Below are 20,376 nucleotides of genomic sequence, written 5' to 3' on the forward strand. Positions count from 1 at the left end.
CATGCCGGCCGTCACCTACGCCACCGTCAAGCAGCCCAAGCATGACAAGGACCTCAAGGCGCTGATCTTCACCTTCATCGACAAGCTGAGTCAGAGCGACGCTACTCCGGGCCTTCACATAGAGCCCATCAACGGTTCGGCCGACCCGCGTGCCCGTACCGGCCGTGTGAATGAGTTCTGGCGTGCGGTGCTGTTCCGGATCGATCCCCCGAGCGGAGAGACCCACTACGTCTACGCGGGTACGTGGCCGCACGACGAGGGGACGGAGAAGGCGAAGAAGCTCACTCTGCACGTCAATCACGTCAACGGTGTGCTCGAACTCCACGAGGCGGTCGCCGCGCAAGAGGTGGCGGCGGATGCGGGCGAGACCGCGCCGGTATCCACTGCGGGCACACCCACGTCGGCGCCGTTGCTGAGCGAGCTGGGCTACTTCATCACGGACCTCTCCGAGGAGTTCGGATTCTCGCAAGACGTGGCCGAGGGCGCCTTTGCGCTCCCCGACGAGGATTCGCTACTCGAGTTCGCCGAAGGCCTGCACACCCCGTGGCAGCAGGAGGTTCTTCTGTCCATGGCGGCTCGGGAAGCCTTGCACGTCATCCGCGAGCAGCTCGGGCTCGACAAGCCGGTCGAGGTGGAACCGCACGAGGATGAGGCCACGAAGATCCTCAAGGCGCTCGAGCACCCTGCATCCCGTATGCAGTTCACCTACGTCGAGAACAGCGAAGAGCTCCGTCGGATCATCGAGGACGGCGACTTCGGTGCCTGGCGGATCTTCCTCCATCCCGAACAGCGCACATACGTCGAGAAGGACTACTCAGGATCGTTCCGTCTCAGCGGAGGAGCCGGCACGGGCAAGACTGTCGTGTTGTTGCACCGGGCGCGACGCCTCGCGCTCGCGAACCCGCAGGCACGCGTCATCCTGACCACATTCACGCGGGCCCTGGCCGACAACCTGCGCCGCGACCTGGAACGCCTCGATGCTTCGGTGCCGATCGCCGAGAGGCTCGGCGACGCTGGCGTGCTCGTGAAGGGTGTCGACCAACTCGCAGCCGAAGTGCGCCTCCGCGCGGGAGATGACTTCGGCGCGGCCGCGCTCGCGACGATCGGCTCGACGCGCGAGAAGACCGCATCGCCCGCGGAACCGGACTGGTCTTCGGCGATCACGCAAGCCGGATCTGCACTCCCCATCTCGCTGCAGTCGACATCCTTCTTCGATGACGAGTACGCGCAGGTGGTGCTTCCGGCGGGCATCCTCGAAGCGAACGCCTACTTCACCGTCCGGCGACCGGGGCGTGGCGTCGCCCTCGACCGCGGCAAGCGAGCCTCGGTATGGGCGGTCATCGAGCAGATGCGCAAGGACCAGCGGATCGCGAACCAGCTCGGCTACGGCGAGATCGCGGCGGTCGGCGCGACATGGTTGACGTCGCGCGGCACGACACTCGCCGATCATGTGCTGGTCGACGAAGGGCAGGACCTCGAGCCCTCGAAGTGGAAGCTGCTCCGCGCGATCGTGACCGAGGGGCCGAACGACCTCTTCATCGCCGACGACTCGCATCAGCGCATCTACGGGCGCTCGACGGTGCTGAAGCACTACGGCATCCAGATCCAGGGCCGCTCGCGGCGACTGACGCTGAACTATCGCACCACGCTGGAGAATCTGCGCTTCGCCCTCGGGGTGCTCGCCGGCGAAGAGTACGACGACGCCGAGGGTCTGGAGGTGTCGACCGAGGGGTATCGCTCGGCGCGAAGTGGGCCCAAACCCTCGAAGCGTGCGGCGAAGTCGGATGCAGAGCAGCTCGACCTGATCGCGGCGGATATCAACCGCTGGTGCGACGAGGAAGGCGTGCGCCCTGAGACGATCGCAGTGCTGGCGTCGTCAAACAATTCAGCGAAGAAGGTGCAGCAAGGGCTCGCGCAGCGCGACATTTCGGTGGCTCTGATCACCCAGCCGCGTGTGACCGGCGGTCAGACCGTGGCCATGACGATGCACACCGCGAAGGGCATGGAGTTCTCGCGGGTCGTGCTGTTCGATGTCTCGGACGGAGCATTCCCTCCCCCGTGGGCCTACAAGGGCGTGCCCGACGAGGACAAGCCCGACAAGGACAAGCAGTTTCGTTCTCTGCTCTACGTCGCCGCGAGCCGCGCGCGTGATGAGCTGGTGGTGACGTGGAAGGGGGCGCCGAGCGCGCTGCTGCTCGGGTGAGGCGTCGATGATCGAGGAGGAAGCCGACTCGCGGCGCGACTTCTCGTCCCAGGAGTGCGCGGCCAGCGATTCCGGATGGAGATCGCAGACGCGAAAGCGCCGGGGAGCGACCCGCGTACACCTGTCGCGACGCCGGACGAGCGCCCGACCTGGCATCGACGGTTCCGCGTCGATCAGGTCGATCTGACCACCGCTGCGATGCGTGCCGCGGCCGCGTCTGGATCAGCGCGGACCTCGTGCTCCCAGATGCGGAGGGGACGCCAGCCGTGCGCCTGGAGGATGCTGTCGGTGTCAGCATCCCGCTCTTGGTTGCGTACTCGCTTGGCAAGCCAGAACTCTGCGTTGCGGGCGGGCGCCTGATAGTGCTCGGCGCACCCGTGCCAGAAGCATCCGTCGATGAAGACTGCGATCCGGGCACGTGAGAAAACGATGTCCGCAGTGCGGCGTACGTTCTTGACCGGCCGGACCGAGACCCGATAGCGCAGGCCGAGCGCGTGGAGGCGACGACGGACGGCGAGTTCAGGGGACGTGTCGCGGCCGCGATTGGACTGCATGGACGCGCGCGAACCGGGCGTGCTGGCCCACGACTCGTCGCGACGTCGGGGCGCCGTCGACTCGCCGGCTGCCATCCCTGAATCCCTCCACCTCAACAGTAGATTGGACGCGATGACTCTGCAGCTCCCGGCCGAGGTCGATGCGACCCCCGCCTCCGCACGTGCGACGCGGACCATCACGATGCTGGATCTCTTCTCCGGCGCCGGCGGGCTCACCGCGGGGTTCCATGCAGCGTCTGATCGTTTCCGGGTTGCCCGCGCCGTCGAGCTCGATACGGCAGCCGCCGCCACCTTTGCTGCGACGTTCGGCGAGGACCTGGTCTACCGGGGCGGCATCGAAGACTGGCTGAAAGAAGAGATGCCGCCTACCGTCGACGTCATCGTCGGCGGGCCCCCGTGCCAGGGGTTCTCGACCCTCGGCAAACGAGACGCCACCGACAAACGCAACTACCTATGGCAGGAGTACGCCACCACAATTCTGCGAGCGCAGCCGAAGTACTTCGTCGTCGAGAATGTCGCGGCATTCGCGAAGTCCCAGCAGTTCCGTGACTTCACTGAGTCGACGCAGTCGGACGGGATCCTGCGTGACTACACGTTCGAGTGGGACATTCTGAACGCTGCCGACTACGGCGCATTCCAGGCCCGTAAGCGGGCGATCCTGATAGGTCGCCATCGAGATCTGCTGCCAGTCGGGATGCCGGAGCCGACGCACGTCGGGCGGCATCGCACGGTGCGGCAAGCATTCATGAACATCCCATCGACCGTCACCGAAACCAGGCTTGACGGCCGCGTCAAGTCCTTCTTCGGCACCGAGCTCCCCGGCGTGTTCCGCCCGTTCGAGCTCCACATCGGGCGCGACTACGCGGAGATCTCCAAGCTTCGCTTCTCGGAGATTCCAGAAGGTGGCAACAGGTTCGATCTCCCCGATCGGCTGAAGGCGCCGTGCTGGCTCGGACACACGAACGGATCGGGCGACGTGATGGGGCGACTGCACTGGGACAAGCCCTCGGTGACAGTCCGCACGGAGTTCTTCAAGCCCGAAAAGGGCCGATACCTGCACCCGACCGAGAACCGCGCGATCACGCACTACGAGGCGGCGGTTTTGCAGGGATTCCCCGACACGCACCGGTTCGTCGGTTCGAAGACGGCGATCGCGCGCCAGATCGGGAACGCTGTGCCCGTGCCATTGGGGCGAGCGATCGCTGAGCACCTCCTAGAACGTCTGTGACCGCTGGGCCGCGCGAAGGGTACGCGCCGTGAACCACCTGCGCGGACGTTTCGTCATCGAGGAGAACGCGGTGATGATCGGCTACGGGATCCACGTCGGCACACCGAAGACGCACAAGAAGCTCTCGGTCGCATACCTTGAGCGCCTCGCGCCGATGATCGAGCAGGCGTGCGTCGGCACGGGCCCGGGGAGGGGCTGCTCTTCGGCGACGGCGTCAACCACATGCGCAACTCGCGTGCGCAGGGATCGCTCGCGAATGCGGTCAGGCGCGCGCAGGCTGTCGATCCATCGATCCCGAGACTCACGCCGCACGATCCCCGTCACACCGCCGCATCGCTCGTAACCAGCTCCGGTGCGAACGTGAAGGCCGTGCAGCGAATGCCCGGGCATGCGTCGGCGGCGATGACCCTCGACACCTACGCCGACCTCTTCGACGACGATCTGGATGCCGTCGCCCCCCCCGCCCAACGACGCCATGCTGCGCATCACGCTGCCTACCGGCCCGCAGACGCGATACTCGCGGCAGAACCGACCGCAGAGCAGATTGTTCATCTGCTCGATCCGCCGCAGGCGTTTTAGACGTTCGATCTCGGCATTCTGCCAAGTCAAGCGAAAGCTCGCGAACGCGATTCGCTGCGGTCTGGCCACGGCAGAAACGCGCGGTCGGAAGCAAAGTGGTGTGCCCCTGGAGGGATTCGAACCCCCGACCCGCTCCTTAGGACGGAGTGGCTCTTCCACTGAGCTACAGAGGCTGGCGCGTCGATTCTACCCGGGCGGCGCCGCGGCACCGGCCCCGCCGCCCCCATCCAGCGCCCACCGCAGGTATGGCGCGAGGTGTGCGGAGTAGGCGACCGTCAGGTGCGTCTGGTCGTAGCGGATGGGCAGGGTCCCCGCGAACGCCGGGCACACGTCCTGCCAGCAGGTGAAGGCCAGGGCATCCACCACGCGATCACCGGACGAGGCCACCGCGGCGGTCGTCGCCGCCTGCATGTCGCGCCAGGTCGGCGTGATGCTCGTCGCACAGGCGTACGGCGAGCCGAGGCGCGTGTAGCAATTGCCGAGCGGGGCACCCTCCGGCGGAGCCTCGAGATAGACGATGCGCCCCGGCATCCCGTAGCGTGCCATCTCCGCGGCCTCGGCGGCGGTGAGCTCCGCCGCGCTGAGGTCGCGCCCGTCGGCGGTGCGGCCCAGCGTGTACGCGTTCGAGACGAGCACCTTCTCGGGCTGGTCGGCCGCGATCATCGCCGCGACGTCGTTCTTCCGCTGCGTGCACGCCTGCATCACCGCGGGGTCGTCGTTCTGCACCAAGACGTCCGTGAACCGGCATCCGTAGAGCCCCACGGTGGTGACGCGGATCGCACCCCCGCTCTCTTCGGCGAGCGCCTTCAGCGCCGGCGCGTAGGCCATCGCCGTCGAGTCGCCCACGAGGTAGAGGTGGCGCGGCGCGTCGCCGCTCCCCCACGTGCACGCCGCGGCATCCGGAAGCGGCGTCGGCGCGAAGCAGTCGTGCGTCGGGTTGGCCCCCGACGACTGGGCCATCACCTCATCGAGCGACGGATGCAGCTCCGGCCAGGTCGTCGCCGACACCGCGGCGGCCAGGTCTGCCTGCAGCGCCGCCGTCGGGTCGTCGATCGCGGGCGCCGCCTGGGCCGCGTCGGCACTCGGCGGAACCGGACGCGGCTGCTGCACCTGCACGGCGAGCACGAGCAGCAGCGCCGCGGCGACCAGCCCCGCGGTCGCGAGCGCCACCTGCGTGCGGAACCGCTCCCGCCAGGCCACCATCGGAGCAACGCTCGCCACCGGCCCGGCGGCCTCGAGGACCGGCGGTGTCGGAGCGACGGGGTCCGGCTCCGGAAGCCGCTCCTCGACGATCGCCTCGACGACGGATGCCGGCGGCACCGCCTCCGCGTCCGGCGCGGCAGCCTCGGCCACCATGCGCGCGCCGCCCGGGTAGTAGCGGGTGCCCGGCTGCCACCCCGCGGGCCGGCGCGTCGCGATCTCGGGGGTGCGCGGAGCGGGGGCAGCCGGCGCCGCTCGACCGGCCGTCGCCGGCGCGGCATCCAGTCCCCCATCCGGCGCCGCGTCAGCGTCCGCGCCCGCATCCGCCACGGGAACCCGGCCGCCCAGGAACGGCGCGTAGCGCAGCGGCTGCTCCACGATCGCGTACGACGCGACGCCCACCACGGCGACGATCGCGAGGGTCAGCGGCAGCGACCAGGGCGACGCCGGAAGCAGGGCGGCGGCGAACACGACCACGGGGAAATGCCACAGATAGAGCGAGTACGAGGCGTTGCCGACGACGACCGCCAGCGGGTTCGTCCACGGGAACAGCGCCCGCGGCGATGCGGCGACGCCGCCGGCGAGCGCCAGCGCGGTCGCGGACGTCGGCGCGGCAGCCCACGGTCCGGGAAAGCCCACACTCGCGGGGTCGATGAGCAGGAGCGATGCGACGACACCGGCGACGCCGATCCAGGCCAGCAGGGCCGCGGCGGCCGCGGGAATCCGACGCAGCACCGGCACCCCGGCGGCGAGCAGGGCGCCCAGAGCGAACTCCCACGCCCGGGTCGCTGTCGAGAAGTACGCCGCCGTCGGCGCCGACGCCCCCTGCAGCAGCGCCCAGCCGAAGGATGCCGCGACCACGACGACCGCCCACGCCGCCACCACCGCGGCGACCGCCCGGCCGCGGCGCGCGACGGCGGGCACGAACAGCAGCGACACGATGAGAAGGCCGGGCCACACGAGGTAGAACTGCTCCTCGACCGACAGCGACCAGAAGTTCTGCAGCGGCGACACGGCATCGCCGGCGTGGAAGTAGTCGGTGCCCTGCTGCGTGAACCGCCAGTTCGACACCAGCAGCAGCGCCGAGACACCGTCCCACAGCACCTGTTCGGCCCGCGCACGACCGAAGAGGGCGAACGCGGCACCGACGACCGCCCCGACCGTGACGAGCGCGGCCGGCAGCAGCCGCCGGGCGCGCCGGCCGTAGAAGCGCGCCAACCGGATGCGGCCCGTCTCCCGCTGCTCGCGCAGCAGCATCCCGGTGATGACGAAACCGGAGATCACGAAGAACACGTCGACACCGGCGAACCCGCCCCGCGGCCAGCCGGCGGCGTGCGCGCCGATGACGGCCAGCACGGCGAGCGCGCGCAGACCTTGGATGTCGCGACGTAGAGGCACGGAGGAGACCGGGGACGGGAAGAGGGGCTGGACTCAGCCTAAGGGAGCGCTCCCACTGCGACGGCGCAGGACCGCGATCCGCCGCTCGACACCGCTCAACGTCGCTCGGCGGGATTGGCGACGATCGAACGCCGCCCGACGGCGAACCACACGATCGGACCCATGAGCGGGAACATCAGTGTGACGAGGATCCAGAGCGTCTTCTCCAAGCTCGTCGCCGCCGACGAGGCGATGCTGACGACGGCCGCGATGAACAACGCGATGCCCGCGAGCACCGCGATCAGGATCAGGACGTGCCAGCCGGAGACCACCATGCCTCCAGCATGCCCGACACGGCGACGGAACTCACGGGGTCGGCCCGACATCCCGCAGTCTCACCGTGCGAGATCGGCGGCGATGTCGGCGAGCGCACCGAGCACGCGGCGGACCGCCGCGCGGGCGAGCGCGTCGGGACGAGCGAGCACGTCGACGTGGCGCACCAGCGCGAGCCCGGCGACCGGGCGCAGCACCATTCCCTCCGTCGCGAGGGCCCGGGCGGTGTAGCGCGGCATGATCGCGATCGCCGCGCCCGCACGCACGATCTGGGCCGCGACGAAGAACTCGTTGACCCGGTGACCGATCACGGGAGGCTCGCCGCCGACCGCGGCGATGGCATGGAGCACCCCGGCCAGCGGGAAACCGTCATGGGTCGAGATCCACGTCTGACCGCGCAGCTCCGCGGGGGTGATCGCGTCTCGGGCCGCCAACGGATGGGCCGCGGGAAGGGCGACGTCGAGGGGCTCGGCGAACAGCGGCGTGACCCGCACCCGCTCGCGCGGCCAGGGCGGATCGTGGGCGAGCCGGTGCGCGATCACCAGATCGTGATCGGCGGTGAGACCGGCGAAGTCCTCCCGTGCGACATCCGCGTCGGCGAACGCGACGGCATCGCCGCCGACCGCGGCCAGCAGCGGTCCGAACAGGGCGACGCCCGCGCTGTGGAACGCCGAGACGCGCACCGGCGTCGGGTCGAGCGCCAGGTAGGCGCCGACGCTCTCCCGCGCGAGCACCAGGGCTTCCTCCACCCGCATCCCTGCTGCGGCCAGCGCGCGCCCGGCATCCGTGAGCACGAGCGTGCGCCCCTGCTTCACGGTGAGCGGCACCGGGACGTCCGCCTGCAGGATCGCCAGCTGCTGCGACACGGCCGACGCACTGACGTGCAGCGCGGCGGCGACCGCGGTCACGCTCCCCCGGTCGCCGAGCTCGCGGAGCAGCCGCAGCCGCATCGGATCCATAAGCAATCTCTAACACATCGATGAAGACATTGCCCGATGTTCTTCACGCCGGATGCTGCCACTCTGACTCCATGACCCGGCGCGCCGACCTCCTCGTCGACCTCGCCCTCCTCGCCGTCGCCGTCGTGTGGGGCGCGAGCTTCCTCGCCGCCAAGGACCTCGTCGCCGTCACCGGCGTCCCGAGCGCCAACGCGCTGCGCTTCCTCGTCGCCGCGGCGGGCGCCGGCATCCTGTGCCTGCTCGCGCGACAGCGCCTGCCCCGCGGACGCGGCCTGCTCATCGCCGTGATCCTCGGCATCTCGCAGGCCGCGATCATCGGCCTGGAGACCTGGGGAGTGAGCCTGACCTCGGCGACCAATGCGGGCTTGCTCATCAGCCTGGCACTCGTGATGACGCCGGCGCTCGAGGGGATCGTCTCGCGGGTCTGGCTGCCGCGCTCCTACTTCGTCGCGGCCGTCGCCGCCGTCATCGGCGTCGCCCTGCTCGTCTCCGGCGACGGCATCCGCCCGCCCACCGCCGGGGACCTGCTCGTCATCGCGGCCGCCGTGGTCCGCGCCGTTCACGTCACCGCGAGCGGCCACCTCACGCGCTCACGCGCCGACGGCTCGCTCGGCGTCGTGTTCGTGCAGCTGGTCGTCGGCAGCGCCGTGTTCACCCTCCTCGCGGGCCCGGCGCTGCCCCGCGCGGTCGGCGCGCTGGATGCCGCGGCCGTCGCCGACGTCGTCTTCCTCGGTCTGCTGTGCTCGGTCTTCGCGTTCGTCGTGCAGCTGTGGGCGGTGCGGCGCACCTCCGCCGCGCGGGCGAGCATGCTCATGGGCACCGAGCCGGTGTGGGCGCTCGTCGTGGGCGTGACCCTCGGCGGGGAGGCGATCGGGGTCGTCGGCATCGGCGGCGCGGCCCTCATCGTCGCCGCCAGCTACGCGGGTCAGGCGATCGAGCGCCGCCACCGCCTCGGTCGCCGCGAGGCGGCGGGTGAGCCGCACCGCACCGCCCGAGCGGTCAGTGGAACAGACGGCGCCACACGTTGGTCTCGGCGAGGTCGATCAGCTCGTCGCCCCGACCCGACAGCACCGTCCGCAGCGCCCACAGCGAGAACCCCTTCGCCTGAGCGAGCGTGATCGCGGGCGGGATCGCGAGCTCCTGCCGGGCGGTGACCACGTCGATCAGCACCGGCCCGTCGACGGCGAGGGCCTGCGCGACGGCGCCGCGCAGCTCGCTCGCCTTCTCGACGCGGATGCCGGTGATGCCCATCGCCTCCGCGATCGCCGCGAAGCTCGGGTTCTCGAGCCCGGTGCCGAAGTTCACGATGCCGGCGGCCTTCATCTCCAGCTCGACGAAGTTCAGCGAGGAGTTGTTGAAGACCACGATCTTCACCGGCAGGTCGTTCTGGCGGATCGACAGCAGATCGCCCAGCAGCATCGCGAGGCCGCCGTCCCCGGCGAGCGCGATCACCTGACGCGACCGGTCGACACCCTGCGCTCCGAGCGCCTGCGGCATGGCGTTGGCCATCGACCCGTGGGCGAAGGAACCGATGAGCCGCCGGCGCCCGTTCATGCGCAGATAGCGCGCGGCCCAGATCACGGGGCTTCCGACATCGGCCGTGAACACGGCATCCTCGGCGGCGAGCTCGTCGATGACGCGGGCGACGTACTCGGGCCGCACGGGCGCCTTGCCGTCGTCGATGGCGAGATCGTCCAGCCGCTCGCGGGTCTTGCGGTAGTGCGCGACGCTCTCCTCGAGGTGCGACGAGGAGCGGTCCCGCTGCAGCAGCGGCAGCAGCGCGTTCGCCGTCTCCTTCACCCCGCCGACGAGGCCGACGTCGATGGGCGTGCGCCGCCCCAGCTGCTCGCCGCGGACGTCCACCTGGATGACCGTCGCCTTCGACGGGTAGAACTGCCGGTACGGGAAATCGGTGCCGAGCATCAGGAGCGTGTCGCACGACTCCATCGCCTTGTAGCCCGAGGCGAAACCCAGCAGTCCCGTCATGCCGACGTCGTGCGGGTTGTCCCACTCGATGTGCTCCTTGCCGCGCAGGGCGTGCACGATCGGCGCCTGGAGCGCCTCGGCGAGGGCCAGCACCTCGTCGTGCGCGCCGGCGACGCCCGATCCGGCGAGGATCGTCACCTTCTTCGCGTCGTTGAGCGCCGTCGCGGCGGCGGCCAGGGCGGATGCCGCGGGCAGCACGGTCGAGCCCGTCGCCCGGATCGGGGCGGTGGGACGGCGGTCGGGCGCGTCGGCGAAGAACACGTCGCCGGGGACGACCACCACCGCGACCCCGCGCTTCTCGACCGCGGTGCGCATGGCGATCTCCAGCACCCACGGCAGCTGGGACGGGTCGGCGACGAGCTCGGTGTAGACGCTGCATTCGCGGAACAGCTCCTGCGGGTGCGTCTCCTGGAAGTAGGTGCTGCCGATCTCGGCCGAAGGGATGTGGGATGCGATCGCCAGCAGCGGCACGCGGTTGCGGTTCGCGTCGAACAGGCCGTTGATGAAGTGCAGGTTGCCCGGACCGCACGAGCCCGCGACCACGGCGAGCTCGCCGGTGAGCTCGGCCTCGGCGCCGGCGGCGAAGGCCGCGGCCTCCTCGTGGCGCATGTGCATCCAGCGGATCGCGTCGCCGGCGCTGTCGCGGCGCAGCGCGTCGGTGAACGCGTTGAGCGAGTCGCCGGGGAGCCCCCAGATGCGGGTGACGCCGGCACGCTTGAGAGTCTCGATGAAGAAGTCCGCAACATTCGCCATGCCCTCGACGCTACGCCGCTTGTCGGCACGGCGGGCCTCGACGTCGGTCGAAACGTGCGCGCCCGCTGGGACGTCACCACCTCCCGGTCGTTGAGCGAGGGCCACAGGCCCGAGTCGAAACGCCTCACCCCCGCCACCCGCGCGTCACCACCTCCCGGTCGTTGAGCGAGGGCCGCAGGCCCGAGTCGAAACGCCCCACCCCCGCCACCCGCACGTCACCACCTCCCGGTCGTTGAGCGAGGGCCGCAGGCCCGAGTCGAAACGCCTCACCCCCGCCGTCCGCGCGTGGCGGCCTCACGCGGGGAGCAGCTCGCTGCGCAGGAGCTCGACGAGCGCCTGCGCGGCGGAGCTGAGCGGACGTCGCCGCGCCCACGCGAGCGAGACGGCGAACGCGGGTACGGCGCCGTCCAGCGGCACGGTGCGCACCGGCATCCGACCGCGGTGCGCCGCCGACGCCCTCGCGGATGCCGCGGCCGCCGCGAACTCCGGCACGATGGCCAGACCGAGGCCCTGCGGCACGTAGGTCGCCGCCGTCGAGAGATCGGCGACCTCGATGAGCACACGCCGCGACACTCCGGCGTGGGCGAACGCGTCGTCGACGATGCGTCGCGACCCGTAGCCGGGCGGGAGGTCGATGAAGCTCTCCCCCTCCAGCTCGCCGAGAGCGACGCGGTCGCGGTCTGCCGCGGGGTGGCCGTCGGGCACGACGAGCACGTACGGCGACGATGCGACGACCTCGCCCCGCAGTGTCGCGGGAAGCCCGTCAACGACGGAGAGGAGCGCCACGTCGATCTCGCCCCTCTCCAGCTGCGCCACCAGGCCCGTCGAGCCGAGCCCGGTCGCCCGCAGCTGCACCGCGACGGCCGGATGCCGCTCGTGATAGCGACCCAGCAGCCCCGGCACGTCGACGAGGTCGACCCCCGTCATGAGCCCCATGGTGACGGCGCCGCGCAGTTCGGTGGCCGCCGCCGCGACGGCTTCCCCGAGCTCGCGCACCTGCTCGAGGACCTGCTGCGCGCGGGTCAGCAGCTCCTCACCTGCACCCGTCAGGCGGATCTGCCGATGCGAACGGTCGAACAGCTCGACCCCCAGTTCGCGTTCGAGATCGCGCACGGTCGTCGAGACCGCCGACTGCGCCAGCAGCAGGCGATCGGCGGCGCGCGTGAAGCTCAACTCCTGCGCGACCGCGACGAACACGGAGAGGTGACGCACATCCATATCTCGATCATCCTCCCTCCGTGCAGCCCGGAATCATCTGCGCAGCAGATGAGTCGCATCGCGAACGCCGTCTTCCTCGCACCGCTCGCCGGGCGGAACATGGAGTCATGAGCATCGCGCCGGTCCTCGCCCCGTCCCCAGCGGCTGCCAACGCCGCCGTCACCGCCCCGCCCGTCGGGACCCGTGCCGCCGACCGTGTCGTCGAGGTGCTGCGCGCCCACGGCGTGCGCTGGGTGTTCGGCGTCCCGGGCGCCAAGATCGACCCCGTCTTCGACGCCCTCGCCGCCGTACAGGGCGTCGCCGGCGCACCGCAGTTGATCACCTGCCGCACCGAGCAGAACGCCGTCTTCATGGCCGCCGCGGTGGGGCGTCTCACCGGCATCCCGGGCGTCGTCCTCGTCACGAGCGGGCCCGGCACGGCGAACCTCGCGACGGGACTGCTGACGGCGACGACCGAGGGCGACCCCGTCGTCGCGATCTGCGGCGCCGTCTCACGGTCGCAGCACCTCAAGCGGGCCCATCAGGCGATGGATGCCGTCGGCATGCTGCAGACGGTGACCGTCTCGGCCGCCGAGGTCACCGCGGCCGACAACGTCGCCGAAGCGATCGTCAACGCGTTCCGCGCCGCCACGCGGGAGCCGCGCGGCGCGGCGGCCGTCGTGCTCCCCTACGACGTGTCGACCGCGACGACCGCCGTCGGCTTCACCGAGCCGATCGTGCCGGCGGCGGTGGGCGGGGCGGCCGCCGCCTCCGTCGACCGGGCCGCGGCGCTGCTGCGCGAGGCGCGGTTCCCGGTCGTGCTGGCGGGGGCGCGCAGCGGCGACCCGCGCACGGTCGACGCGCTGCACGCGCTGCTGCGCGCGACGGGCCTGCCGGTGGTCGAGACGTTCCAGGCCGCAGGGATCATCTCGCGCGACCTCGAGGACCACTACCTGGGCCGCGTGGGCTTCGCCCGCAACCAGCCGGGCGACGTCCTTCTGCACCACGCCGATCTCGTGCTGACGCTCGGCTACGACCCGGTGGAGTTCGTGCCCGCCGAGTGGAACCTCGGCAAGGAACGCCGGATCGTTCACGTGGACACCGTCGCGGCCGACATCGACAACGACTACCGGCCGGACGTCGAGCTCCTCGGCGACCTGGCCACCACGCTCACCGATCTGACGCGCACGCTGCACACGCGCGGCGGCATCCCGCAGCGCGATGCGGCGACGGCGGTCATCGTCGAACGCGAACGCACGCGCCTGGCGGAGAACACCGACCTCGGCGACCCGCACCACGACGACGCGTTCGGTCTCGATCCGGTCGCGGTGGTCGCCGGCATCCGCGCCGCCCTGCCCGACGAGGCCACCGTGCTCTGCGACGTGGGGTCGAACTACCTGTACATGGCGCGCCACTTCCGCACCTACCGGCCGCGCTCGTTGATGTTCTCGAACGGGCAGCAGACGCTGGGGGTGGCACTCCCGTGGGCGATCGCGGCGAGTCTCGCCGACGCGGGCGACCCGGTGCTCTCCGTCTCGGGCGACGGCGGCTTCCTCTACTCCGCCGTCGAGCTGGAGACCGCGGTGCGGGTCGGGGCGAGCTTCACGCACATCGTCTTCAACGACTCGGCGTACGACATGGTGGCGTTCCAGCAGGTCGAGAAGTACGGGCGCACCGCGGCCGTGGAGCTCGGCGCCTACGACGTCGTGGCCTTCGCCGAGTCGTTCGGGGCGCACGGACATCGCGTGACCCGGGTCGAGGATCTCGTCCCGACGATCGTCGCGGCCCTCGCTGAGCCTGGGCCGTCCGTCATCGACGTGCCCGTCGACTACCGCGACAACCTCCGCCGTCTCGGCGGCGACCTCCTCGCCGACGTGCTGCTGTGACCTCCCCCTCCTCCTCTTCGCCTCCCGTCCCGAAAGGACCGCGCATGAGCGCCGAACGCCACACCCTTTTCCAGACGAGCCTGATGGCCGCGCTGCTGGACGGCATCTACGAAGACGACATGACCGTCGGCGAGCTGCTCGGCCACGGCGACTTCGGCATCGGCACGTTCAACGCCCTCGACGGAGAGATGGTCGTCGTCGACGGTGTCGCGTACCGGCTGCGCGGCGACGGCACGGCGGCCGCGGCATCCGCCGACTCCGCCACGCCGTATGCGGTGGTGACCGACTTCGTCCCCACGATCACCCGCTCGCTGCCCGACGGGGCCACGCGCGCGGAGGCCTCGGCCGCGATCGATGCGATCACCGCCTCGGCCAACTACATGTACGCACTGCGCATCACCGGGCGGTTCCGCCGCGTGACGGCGCGGACGGTCACCCGGCAGCAGAAGCCGTACCGCCCCATGACGGAGGCGACCGACGACGACGCCGTGCTCGAGTTCGACGACGTCGACGGCACGATCGTCGCCTTCCGCACGCCTCTGTACGAGCAGGGCATCGGCGTGCCCGGATGCCACGCGCACTTCATCGACGACGGACGCACCCGCGGCGGCCACGTGCTCGACTTCACCCTCGAGCACGGCACGGTCGAGCTGTGCCTGTGCACCGACCTGCATCTGCGCCTGCCGTTGACGACGGAGTTCCGCGAGGCCGCCCTCGCCCCCGAGGACCTGGCCGCCCAGCTCGCGAAGACCGAGCAGCACGCTCCCCTCCCCTGACCCCGCGCGCCGCGCGCCGCGCCGCGCGCCCCGCGTTCCGGCGAGCCGCCATGCTGTGGCCGAGCCGCTATGTCGCGGGCCGTCCAGAGCATGGCGGCTCGGCCGGAGAATAGCGGCTCGGCGGGGTGGGTGTGGGGGTCAGCGGAAGTCGCGGGAGCGGTGGCGCACGCCGACGCGCAGGTCTTCGAACGCGTCGGCGACGAGGTTCGTGACGCCCTCGGGTGAACGCTCGAGGATGCCGCGCGCGATGAGCGCCGGCGCATCCCGCAGCACCCGGCGATAGCGGTCCCAGACGCCCTTCGAGCAGATGACGTTGACGAGGCCGTGCTCGTCCTCGAGGTTGATGAAGGTGATCCCGGATGCCGTCGCGGGCCGCTGCCGGTGCGTCACCAGTCCCGCGACCTCGACCCGCCGCCCGACCTCGTGCGTGCGCAGCTCGCGAGAGGTGAGCACCCCGCGCGCATCCAGCGGCGCCCGGTAATGCGTGAGGGGATGGTCGTCGGTGGAGATGCCCGTGGCCCAGAGGTCGGCGGCGAGCACGTCGTAGGTGGACTGGTCGCCGAACAGCGGGGGCTGCACGGCGACGAGAGAGTCGGGAAGGAACTCGGGCAGATCCTGGGCCGCATCGCCGGCCAGCCAGAGCCCCTGGCGCCGCGTGATGCCCATGCTCTCGAACGCCCCCGCCGTCGCCAGCGCCTCCACCTGGGCGGCCGTGGCGCCCGTTCGCCGCACGAGGTCGCGGAGGTCACGGAAGGGGCCGTCGCTCTCGCGCGTCGACACGATGCGCTGCGCGAGGGGCTTTCCCACCCCCGTGACCGCGGCCAGCCCCAGTCGGACGGCGAAACGGCCGTCCCGGCGATGGGCGGCCGACGCGTCGGGCGCGGCGGCATCGAACGGCGGCACCGGCGGCTGGTGGCGGTCGGTGCAGGCGGGGATGCCGGTGGGGACGCGTTTCGACTCGTTCGCTGCGCTCTCTCGCTCAACGACCGGAGAGGGGGCGGCGCTCTCTCGCTCAACGACCGGGGAGAGGGCTGCGCTCGCCGGGTCGACGACCGGGGAAGCGGGTTCGTCGAGGGGTTCGAGACCGGCATCCACCCCGGAGGCGTGCAGATCGGGGCGACGCACGACGACACCGTGCCGGCGGGCGTCGGCGGTGAGGGTCGCCGGGGAGTAGAAGCCCATGGGCTGCGCACGCAGCAGCGCGGCGAGGAACGCGCCCGGGTAGTGCAGCTTGAGCCACGACGACGCGTAGACGAGCAGCGCGAACGACAGCGAGTGGCTCTCCGCGAAGCCGAAGTTCGCGAACGCCTGGATCTTCGCGTAGATGTCGTCGGCGACCTGTCCGACCAGCCCGTGCCGCGCCATCCCGTCGTACAGCTTCTGCCGCACCGACTCGATCCGCTCGATGCCGCGCTTGGAGCCCATGGCACGGCGCAGCACATCGGCATCCTCTCCGGTGAGGTCGCCGACGGCCATCCCCATCTGCATGAGCTGCTCCTGGAACACCGGCACACCGAGGGTCCGCTCCAGCACCGGTCGGAGCTTCTCGTGGGCGTACGTCGGCTCCTCCAGCCCCAGCTTGCGGCGCACGTACGGGTGCACCGCGCCGCCCTGGATCGGACCCGGCCGGATCAGGGCGATCTCGATCACCAGGTCGTAGAACCGCCGCGGCTGCAGCCGCGGCAGCAGCCCCATCTGCGCGCGGGACTCCACCTGGAACACCCCGATCGAGTCGGCGCGGCACAGCATGTCGTAGACCGCGGCCTCCTCCTTGGGGAGGGTGTCGAGCGTCCACCGCTCCCCCGTCGCGTCGGCGATGAGATCGAAGCAGTGCTGCAGCGCGGCGAGCATGCCGAGCCCCAACAGGTCGAACTTCACGAGCCCCATCCACGCGGCGTCGTCCTTGTCCCACTGGATGACGGTGCGGTTCTCCATCCGCGCGTGCTCGATCGGCACCACCTCGCCCACGGGACGCTCGGTGAGCACCATGCCCCCCGAGTGGATGCCGAGATGTCGCGGCGCCTTCAGCAGCTCGGCGGCGTACTCGAGCACGCGATCGGGGATGTCGTGCGAGCCCGCGACGGCGCCGTCCCACCGCTCGACCTGCTTCGACCAGGCGTCCTGCTGACCGGGCGAGTGTCCGAGCGCCTTCGCCATGTCGCGCACCGCGTTCTTCGGACGGTACTGGATGACGTTCGCGACCTGCGCCGCCCGCTCGCGCCCGTACTCGCCGAACACCCACTGGATGATCTCCTCGCGCCGGTCGGCGTCGAAGTCGACGTCGATGTCGGGCTCCTCCTCGCGCATCGCGGACAGGAACCGCTCGAACGGCAGGTCGTAGTAGATCGAGTCGATCGCCGTGATGTCCAGCAAGTAGCAGACGGCGCTGTTGGCGGCCGAGCCCCGTCCCTGGCACAGGATGCCGCGGCGACGGGCCTCGGCGACGATGCCGTGGACGATGAGGAAGTAGCCCGGGAAGTCCTTCTGCGCGATGACGTCGAGCTCGCGTTCGATGCGCGCGCGGTTCTTCTCGGTGAGGTCGGGATACTTGCGCGGCACGGCCTCCCACACGAGGGTGCGCAGCCACGACATCGGCGTGTGCCCGTCGGGGACGGCCATCTTCGGCAGGGCCGGCTTGGCGCGGCGCAGGGGGAAGGCGAGCTCGTCGGCGAGCGTGACCGTGCGGGCGACCGCGCCCGGGTAGCGGCGGAACCGCCGCGTCATCTCGGCGCCCGAACGCAGATGCGCGCTCGCGTGCGACGGCAGCCAGCCGTCGAGCTCGTCGAGGCCGCGATTGGCGCGCACCGCCGCGACGGCGGCCGCCAGGTGCACGCGGTCGGGCACCGCGTAATGCACGTTGTTGCTCGCCAGCACCGGGAGCGAGCGTGCGGCGGCGAGCGCGGCGAGCACGTCGTTGTCGCGGGTGTCGGTGGGGGCGCCGTGGTCGATCAGCTCGACGTTCACCGCGTCGGCGCCGAACAGCGCGACGAGCCGGTCGAGCGCGGCGGCCGCGGCATCGGCTCCCCCGGCGGCGAGCGCCTGACGCACCGCGCCCTTGCGGCATCCGGTGAGGATCGCCCAGTGCCCGTCGGCGCGCGCGGCGAGCTCGTCGAGGTCGTACCAGGGCCGCCCTTTCTCCCCGCCGGCGAGCTGTGCGTGGGTGAGAGCCGCCGCCAGCCGGTGGTAGCCCTCCTCGCCGCGGGCGAGCACGAGCAGGTGCGAGCCGGCGGGGTCGGGCGCCCCGGCCCGCGCGGCACTCGGACCGGCGAGCAGGCCCGTCGCACGCCCCGCCCCTTCCCCCGCGCCGCCGCTTGCCCCGAGCGAGAGCTCCGCCCCGAACACGGTCTTCACCTGAAGCTGCTCGGCGGCCTCCGCGAAACGCACGATCCCGTAGAAGCCGTCGTGGTCGGTGATCGCGAGGGCGTGCAGACCCAGCCGCTCCGCCTCCTCGGCGAGCTCGGCGGGCGAAGACGCCCCGTCGAGGAACGAGAACGACGAGTGCGCGTGCAGCTCGGCGTACGGCACGGCATCCGTGGGCCGCTCGATCGGCGGCCGCTCGTAGGCACCGCGCTTGCGGGAGAAGGCGGGGCCGTCGCCGCCGTCCGGTGCGGGGTCGCCGCCGATCATCGGCGCACCGAGCAGGCGCGCCATCTCCGACCAGCGGACCGACGGATTGTTGAACCCCATCAGTCGTACCTCCCCTCGATCTGCCAGACGCCTTCCTCGCACACCAGCAGCCAGGCGCCCTCCGCGACGTCGACCACCTGGAAGCGGTGCGCCCGCCGAGCCCGCTCGGGATCCCACGCGCGTTCGATCACCGGCCACGGTCCCGCCCAGGTGCGGATGCCGCGGCGCCGCCCGCCGAGCTCGATCGCCGCGGGGACGGCGGTCGGCTCCCCGCGGGCATCCACGGCGATCATGTCGCCGTCGGCATCCAGCACCGCGACCGGCATCCCCTCGGCGAACACCGTCGTCGGCAGCGGATCGGGAAGGCTCCCCGGCCAGGGACGCTCGCCCGTGCGCAGATCGGCGGCGACGTCCCCCCAGGGCACGAGCCGCTGTCGTTCCGCGAGCCACCGACCGCCGCCGACCGCGGGAGTGAGCACGCCCTGGTGTCCGAGCATCGCCTGCACGCGCGAGAGCGCGCGATGCACGCGCTCCTCGGGACCCGAACCGAACAGCCGCGCGGTGTGGTGGGCGGCGGCATCCACCGCCTCGGGCTCGATGCGCACCCGTACGACCGCGCTGCGAAGCGCCCGTCCCGTCCCGCCGCGCCCGGCGCCCCCGGCGCCGCTCGTGCCCCCGGCGCCCCCTGCGCCCCCGGCGCCGCTCGCGCCCCCGGCGCCCGTCGCCGCGCCCTGCTCGGCGAGCTGCCAGCGCACCCGGTCGACCACCGCGGCGGCGTCGAAAGCCCCGGGATGCAGCCACACCCGCTCGCTGCGCTCCCCGCGGTCGCCGGTGAGCACGACACGCAGCTCGGTGCAGACGAGCCCCTGCTCCCCGAGCCGGGAGACGAACTCCGCAGCCGGCATCCGCAGGGCGAACGCGACCTGGTCCGCGGTCTCGACCGGGGGCTCGAACGCGACCTCGCGGTGCAGCTCGGGCGGCGGCGTGCGCGCCGTCACGGGGCGCGGGTCGCGGCCGGCGGCCAGCGCGTGCAGCCGCTGACCGCGCGCGCCGAACCGCTCGACGAGCCGGTCGGCGCCGAGGGCCGCGACCTCGCCCAGCGTCTGCACCCCGAGCCGGCCGAACAGCGAGGCCAGCTCTTCGTCGAGCACCCCCACCGGCAGCGGCGAGAGGAAGGCCGCGGCCGAACCGGCCGGCACGATCCGCACCGGATCCTCCCGGCGCGTGCCGCCGCGGGCCGCCTGCTGGGCGGTGAAGGTGCCGTCGGCGATGCCCACCCGCACGTCATCGACGCCGAGGCTCGACACGGCGCCCGCGAGCACCGTCGCCGCCGCGGCCTCACCGCCGAAATAGCGCGCCGGCCCGCGCGCGTGCAGGGCGCACAGTCCGGGCTGGATCACCTGCACGTTCGGTGCGGCCTCCTCGATCGCCGCGATCACGGGCCCGAACGCCCGATGATCGCGCACGGCGTCGGCATCCACCACCGTCAGCTGCGGGCAGCGGGCCTGCGCATCACGGCGTCGCATCCGTCGCCGGACGCCCTCGGCGCGCGCCGCCGCCGAGCAGGCGACGACCATCCCCTTCTCGAACACGGCGATGGGCCCGTCGGCGTCCAGCGGGTCGTCGCCGTCGCGGGTGAGCGCGACGATCGGCCAGTCGGGCACCCACACGACCAGACTGCGCGGAGGGGGCGGGCCGCCCCGGACATCGGCATCCAT

14 protein-coding genes and 1 tRNA gene are annotated in these 20,376 nt (G+C 71.6%); 6 read left to right on the forward strand and 9 right to left on the reverse strand.

Annotated features, from left to right (window positions below; genetic code table 11):
* Position 1 precedes the first annotated feature (1 nt).
* The gene (locus KY498_RS06255) at positions 2–2,203 is read left to right on the forward strand and encodes a 3'-5' exonuclease (protein WP_191008233.1); all 2,202 of its coding nucleotides are present in this window, start codon (positions 2–4) and stop codon (positions 2,201–2,203) included.
* Between the two features lie 173 nt (positions 2,204–2,376).
* On the opposite strand, the gene KY498_RS06260 is transcribed toward KY498_RS06255, so the two are convergent.
* Positions 2,377–2,832 (reverse strand): very short patch repair endonuclease, encoded by a 456-nt coding sequence (locus KY498_RS06260; RefSeq protein ID WP_191008232.1) that lies wholly within the window; start codon positions 2,830–2,832, stop codon positions 2,377–2,379.
* 37 nt (positions 2,833–2,869) lie between these two features.
* Here KY498_RS06260 and KY498_RS06265 point away from each other — a divergent pair, with 37 nt between their 5' ends.
* On the forward strand, positions 2,870–3,985 hold the full coding sequence (locus KY498_RS06265) for a DNA cytosine methyltransferase (protein WP_219879558.1): 1,116 nt from the start codon (positions 2,870–2,872) through the stop codon (positions 3,983–3,985).
* 222 nt (positions 3,986–4,207) lie between these two features.
* On the forward strand, positions 4,208–4,564 hold the full coding sequence (locus KY498_RS06270) for a tyrosine-type recombinase/integrase (RefSeq protein WP_191009653.1): 357 nt from the start codon (positions 4,208–4,210) through the stop codon (positions 4,562–4,564).
* Between the two features lie 101 nt (positions 4,565–4,665).
* Here the strand turns inward: KY498_RS06270 and KY498_RS06275 are convergent.
* The 4 genes from KY498_RS06275 to KY498_RS06290 all read right to left on the reverse strand — a co-directional run bounded on the left by KY498_RS06275 (position 4,666) and on the right by KY498_RS06290 (position 8,433).
* A tRNA-Arg gene (locus tag KY498_RS06275) sits at positions 4,666–4,737 on the reverse strand.
* Between the two features lie 13 nt (positions 4,738–4,750).
* Positions 4,751–7,162, reverse strand: a complete 2,412-nt coding sequence (locus tag KY498_RS06280; RefSeq protein ID WP_191008231.1) for an acyltransferase family protein — start codon at positions 7,160–7,162, stop codon at positions 4,751–4,753.
* A 95-nt stretch (positions 7,163–7,257) separates the two neighbouring features.
* Positions 7,258–7,476: a PLDc N-terminal domain-containing protein gene (locus KY498_RS06285; RefSeq protein ID WP_205282542.1), complete on the reverse strand. Its 219-nt coding sequence runs from the start codon at positions 7,474–7,476 to the stop codon at positions 7,258–7,260.
* Positions 7,477–7,536: 60 nt separating this feature from the next.
* Positions 7,537–8,433, reverse strand: a complete 897-nt coding sequence (locus KY498_RS06290) for a LysR family transcriptional regulator (protein ID WP_191008230.1) — start codon at positions 8,431–8,433, stop codon at positions 7,537–7,539.
* Positions 8,434–8,504: 71 nt separating this feature from the next.
* On the opposite strand from KY498_RS06290, the gene KY498_RS06295 reads away from it, so the two are divergent.
* Positions 8,505–9,551 (forward strand): DMT family transporter, encoded by a 1,047-nt coding sequence (locus KY498_RS06295; RefSeq protein WP_223848881.1) that lies wholly within the window; start codon positions 8,505–8,507, stop codon positions 9,549–9,551.
* Here the strand turns inward: KY498_RS06295 and poxB are convergent.
* Both poxB and KY498_RS06305 read right to left on the reverse strand, forming a co-directional pair.
* On the reverse strand, positions 9,433–11,172 hold the full coding sequence (gene poxB, locus KY498_RS06300) for a ubiquinone-dependent pyruvate dehydrogenase (protein ID WP_101305884.1): 1,740 nt from the start codon (positions 11,170–11,172) through the stop codon (positions 9,433–9,435). The genes KY498_RS06295 and poxB overlap by 119 nt on opposite strands.
* A 294-nt stretch (positions 11,173–11,466) precedes the next feature.
* Positions 11,467–12,390, reverse strand: a complete 924-nt coding sequence (locus KY498_RS06305; protein WP_223848880.1) for a LysR family transcriptional regulator — start codon at positions 12,388–12,390, stop codon at positions 11,467–11,469.
* A gap of 107 nt (positions 12,391–12,497) precedes the next feature.
* On the opposite strand from KY498_RS06305, the gene alsS reads away from it, so the two are divergent.
* Both alsS and budA read left to right on the forward strand, forming a co-directional pair.
* Positions 12,498–14,255 carry an acetolactate synthase AlsS gene (alsS, locus tag KY498_RS06310; protein WP_191008229.1) on the forward strand — a complete coding sequence of 586 codons (1,758 nt, stop codon included), beginning with the start codon at positions 12,498–12,500 and terminating at the stop codon, positions 14,253–14,255.
* Between the two features lie 44 nt (positions 14,256–14,299).
* Positions 14,300–15,031, forward strand: coding sequence for an acetolactate decarboxylase (budA, locus tag KY498_RS06315; protein WP_101305882.1), 732 nt, complete (start codon positions 14,300–14,302; stop codon positions 15,029–15,031).
* 138 nt (positions 15,032–15,169) lie between these two features.
* Here budA and KY498_RS06320 read toward each other — a convergent pair whose 3' ends face one another.
* Together KY498_RS06320 and KY498_RS06325 are read right to left on the reverse strand one after the other, a co-directional pair.
* Positions 15,170–18,718, reverse strand: coding sequence for an error-prone DNA polymerase (locus KY498_RS06320; protein WP_191008228.1), 3,549 nt, complete (start codon positions 18,716–18,718; stop codon positions 15,170–15,172).
* Positions 18,718–20,376 (reverse strand): DNA polymerase Y family protein, encoded by a 1,659-nt coding sequence (locus KY498_RS06325; RefSeq protein WP_191008227.1) that lies wholly within the window; start codon positions 20,374–20,376, stop codon positions 18,718–18,720. The genes KY498_RS06320 and KY498_RS06325 overlap by 1 nt, the downstream gene beginning before the upstream one ends.

The organism is Microbacterium sp. PAMC21962 (genome assembly GCF_019443465.1).
Lineage (GTDB): Bacteria > Actinomycetota > Actinomycetes > Actinomycetales > Microbacteriaceae > Microbacterium > Microbacterium hominis.

Bases quoted from the DNA above. Each gene is read 5' to 3' on its own strand.
- KY498_RS06255 (WP_191008233.1), top strand. From the start codon at position 2: ATGCCGGCCGTCACCTACGCCACCGTCAAGCAGCCCAAGCATGACAAG.
- alsS (WP_191008229.1), top strand. From the start codon at position 12,498: ATGAGCATCGCGCCGGTCCTCGCCCCGTCCCCAGCGGCTGCCAACGCC.
- KY498_RS06325 (WP_191008227.1), bottom strand. From the start codon at position 20,376: ATGGATGCCGATGTCCGGGGCGGCCCGCCCCCTCCGCGCAGTCTGGTC.
- KY498_RS06265 (WP_219879558.1), top strand. From the start codon at position 2,870: ATGACTCTGCAGCTCCCGGCCGAGGTCGATGCGACCCCCGCCTCCGCA.
- KY498_RS06305 (WP_223848880.1), bottom strand. From the start codon at position 12,390: ATGGATGTGCGTCACCTCTCCGTGTTCGTCGCGGTCGCGCAGGAGTTG.
- KY498_RS06260 (WP_191008232.1), bottom strand. From the start codon at position 2,832: ATGGCAGCCGGCGAGTCGACGGCGCCCCGACGTCGCGACGAGTCGTGG.
- KY498_RS06270 (WP_191009653.1), top strand. From the start codon at position 4,208: ATGCGCAACTCGCGTGCGCAGGGATCGCTCGCGAATGCGGTCAGGCGC.
- poxB (WP_101305884.1), bottom strand. From the start codon at position 11,172: ATGGCGAATGTTGCGGACTTCTTCATCGAGACTCTCAAGCGTGCCGGC.
- KY498_RS06285 (WP_205282542.1), bottom strand. From the start codon at position 7,476: ATGGTGGTCTCCGGCTGGCACGTCCTGATCCTGATCGCGGTGCTCGCG.
- budA (WP_101305882.1), top strand. From the start codon at position 14,300: ATGAGCGCCGAACGCCACACCCTTTTCCAGACGAGCCTGATGGCCGCG.
- KY498_RS06290 (WP_191008230.1), bottom strand. From the start codon at position 8,433: ATGGATCCGATGCGGCTGCGGCTGCTCCGCGAGCTCGGCGACCGGGGG.
- KY498_RS06295 (WP_223848881.1), top strand. From the start codon at position 8,505: ATGACCCGGCGCGCCGACCTCCTCGTCGACCTCGCCCTCCTCGCCGTC.
- KY498_RS06320 (WP_191008228.1), bottom strand. From the start codon at position 18,718: ATGGGGTTCAACAATCCGTCGGTCCGCTGGTCGGAGATGGCGCGCCTG.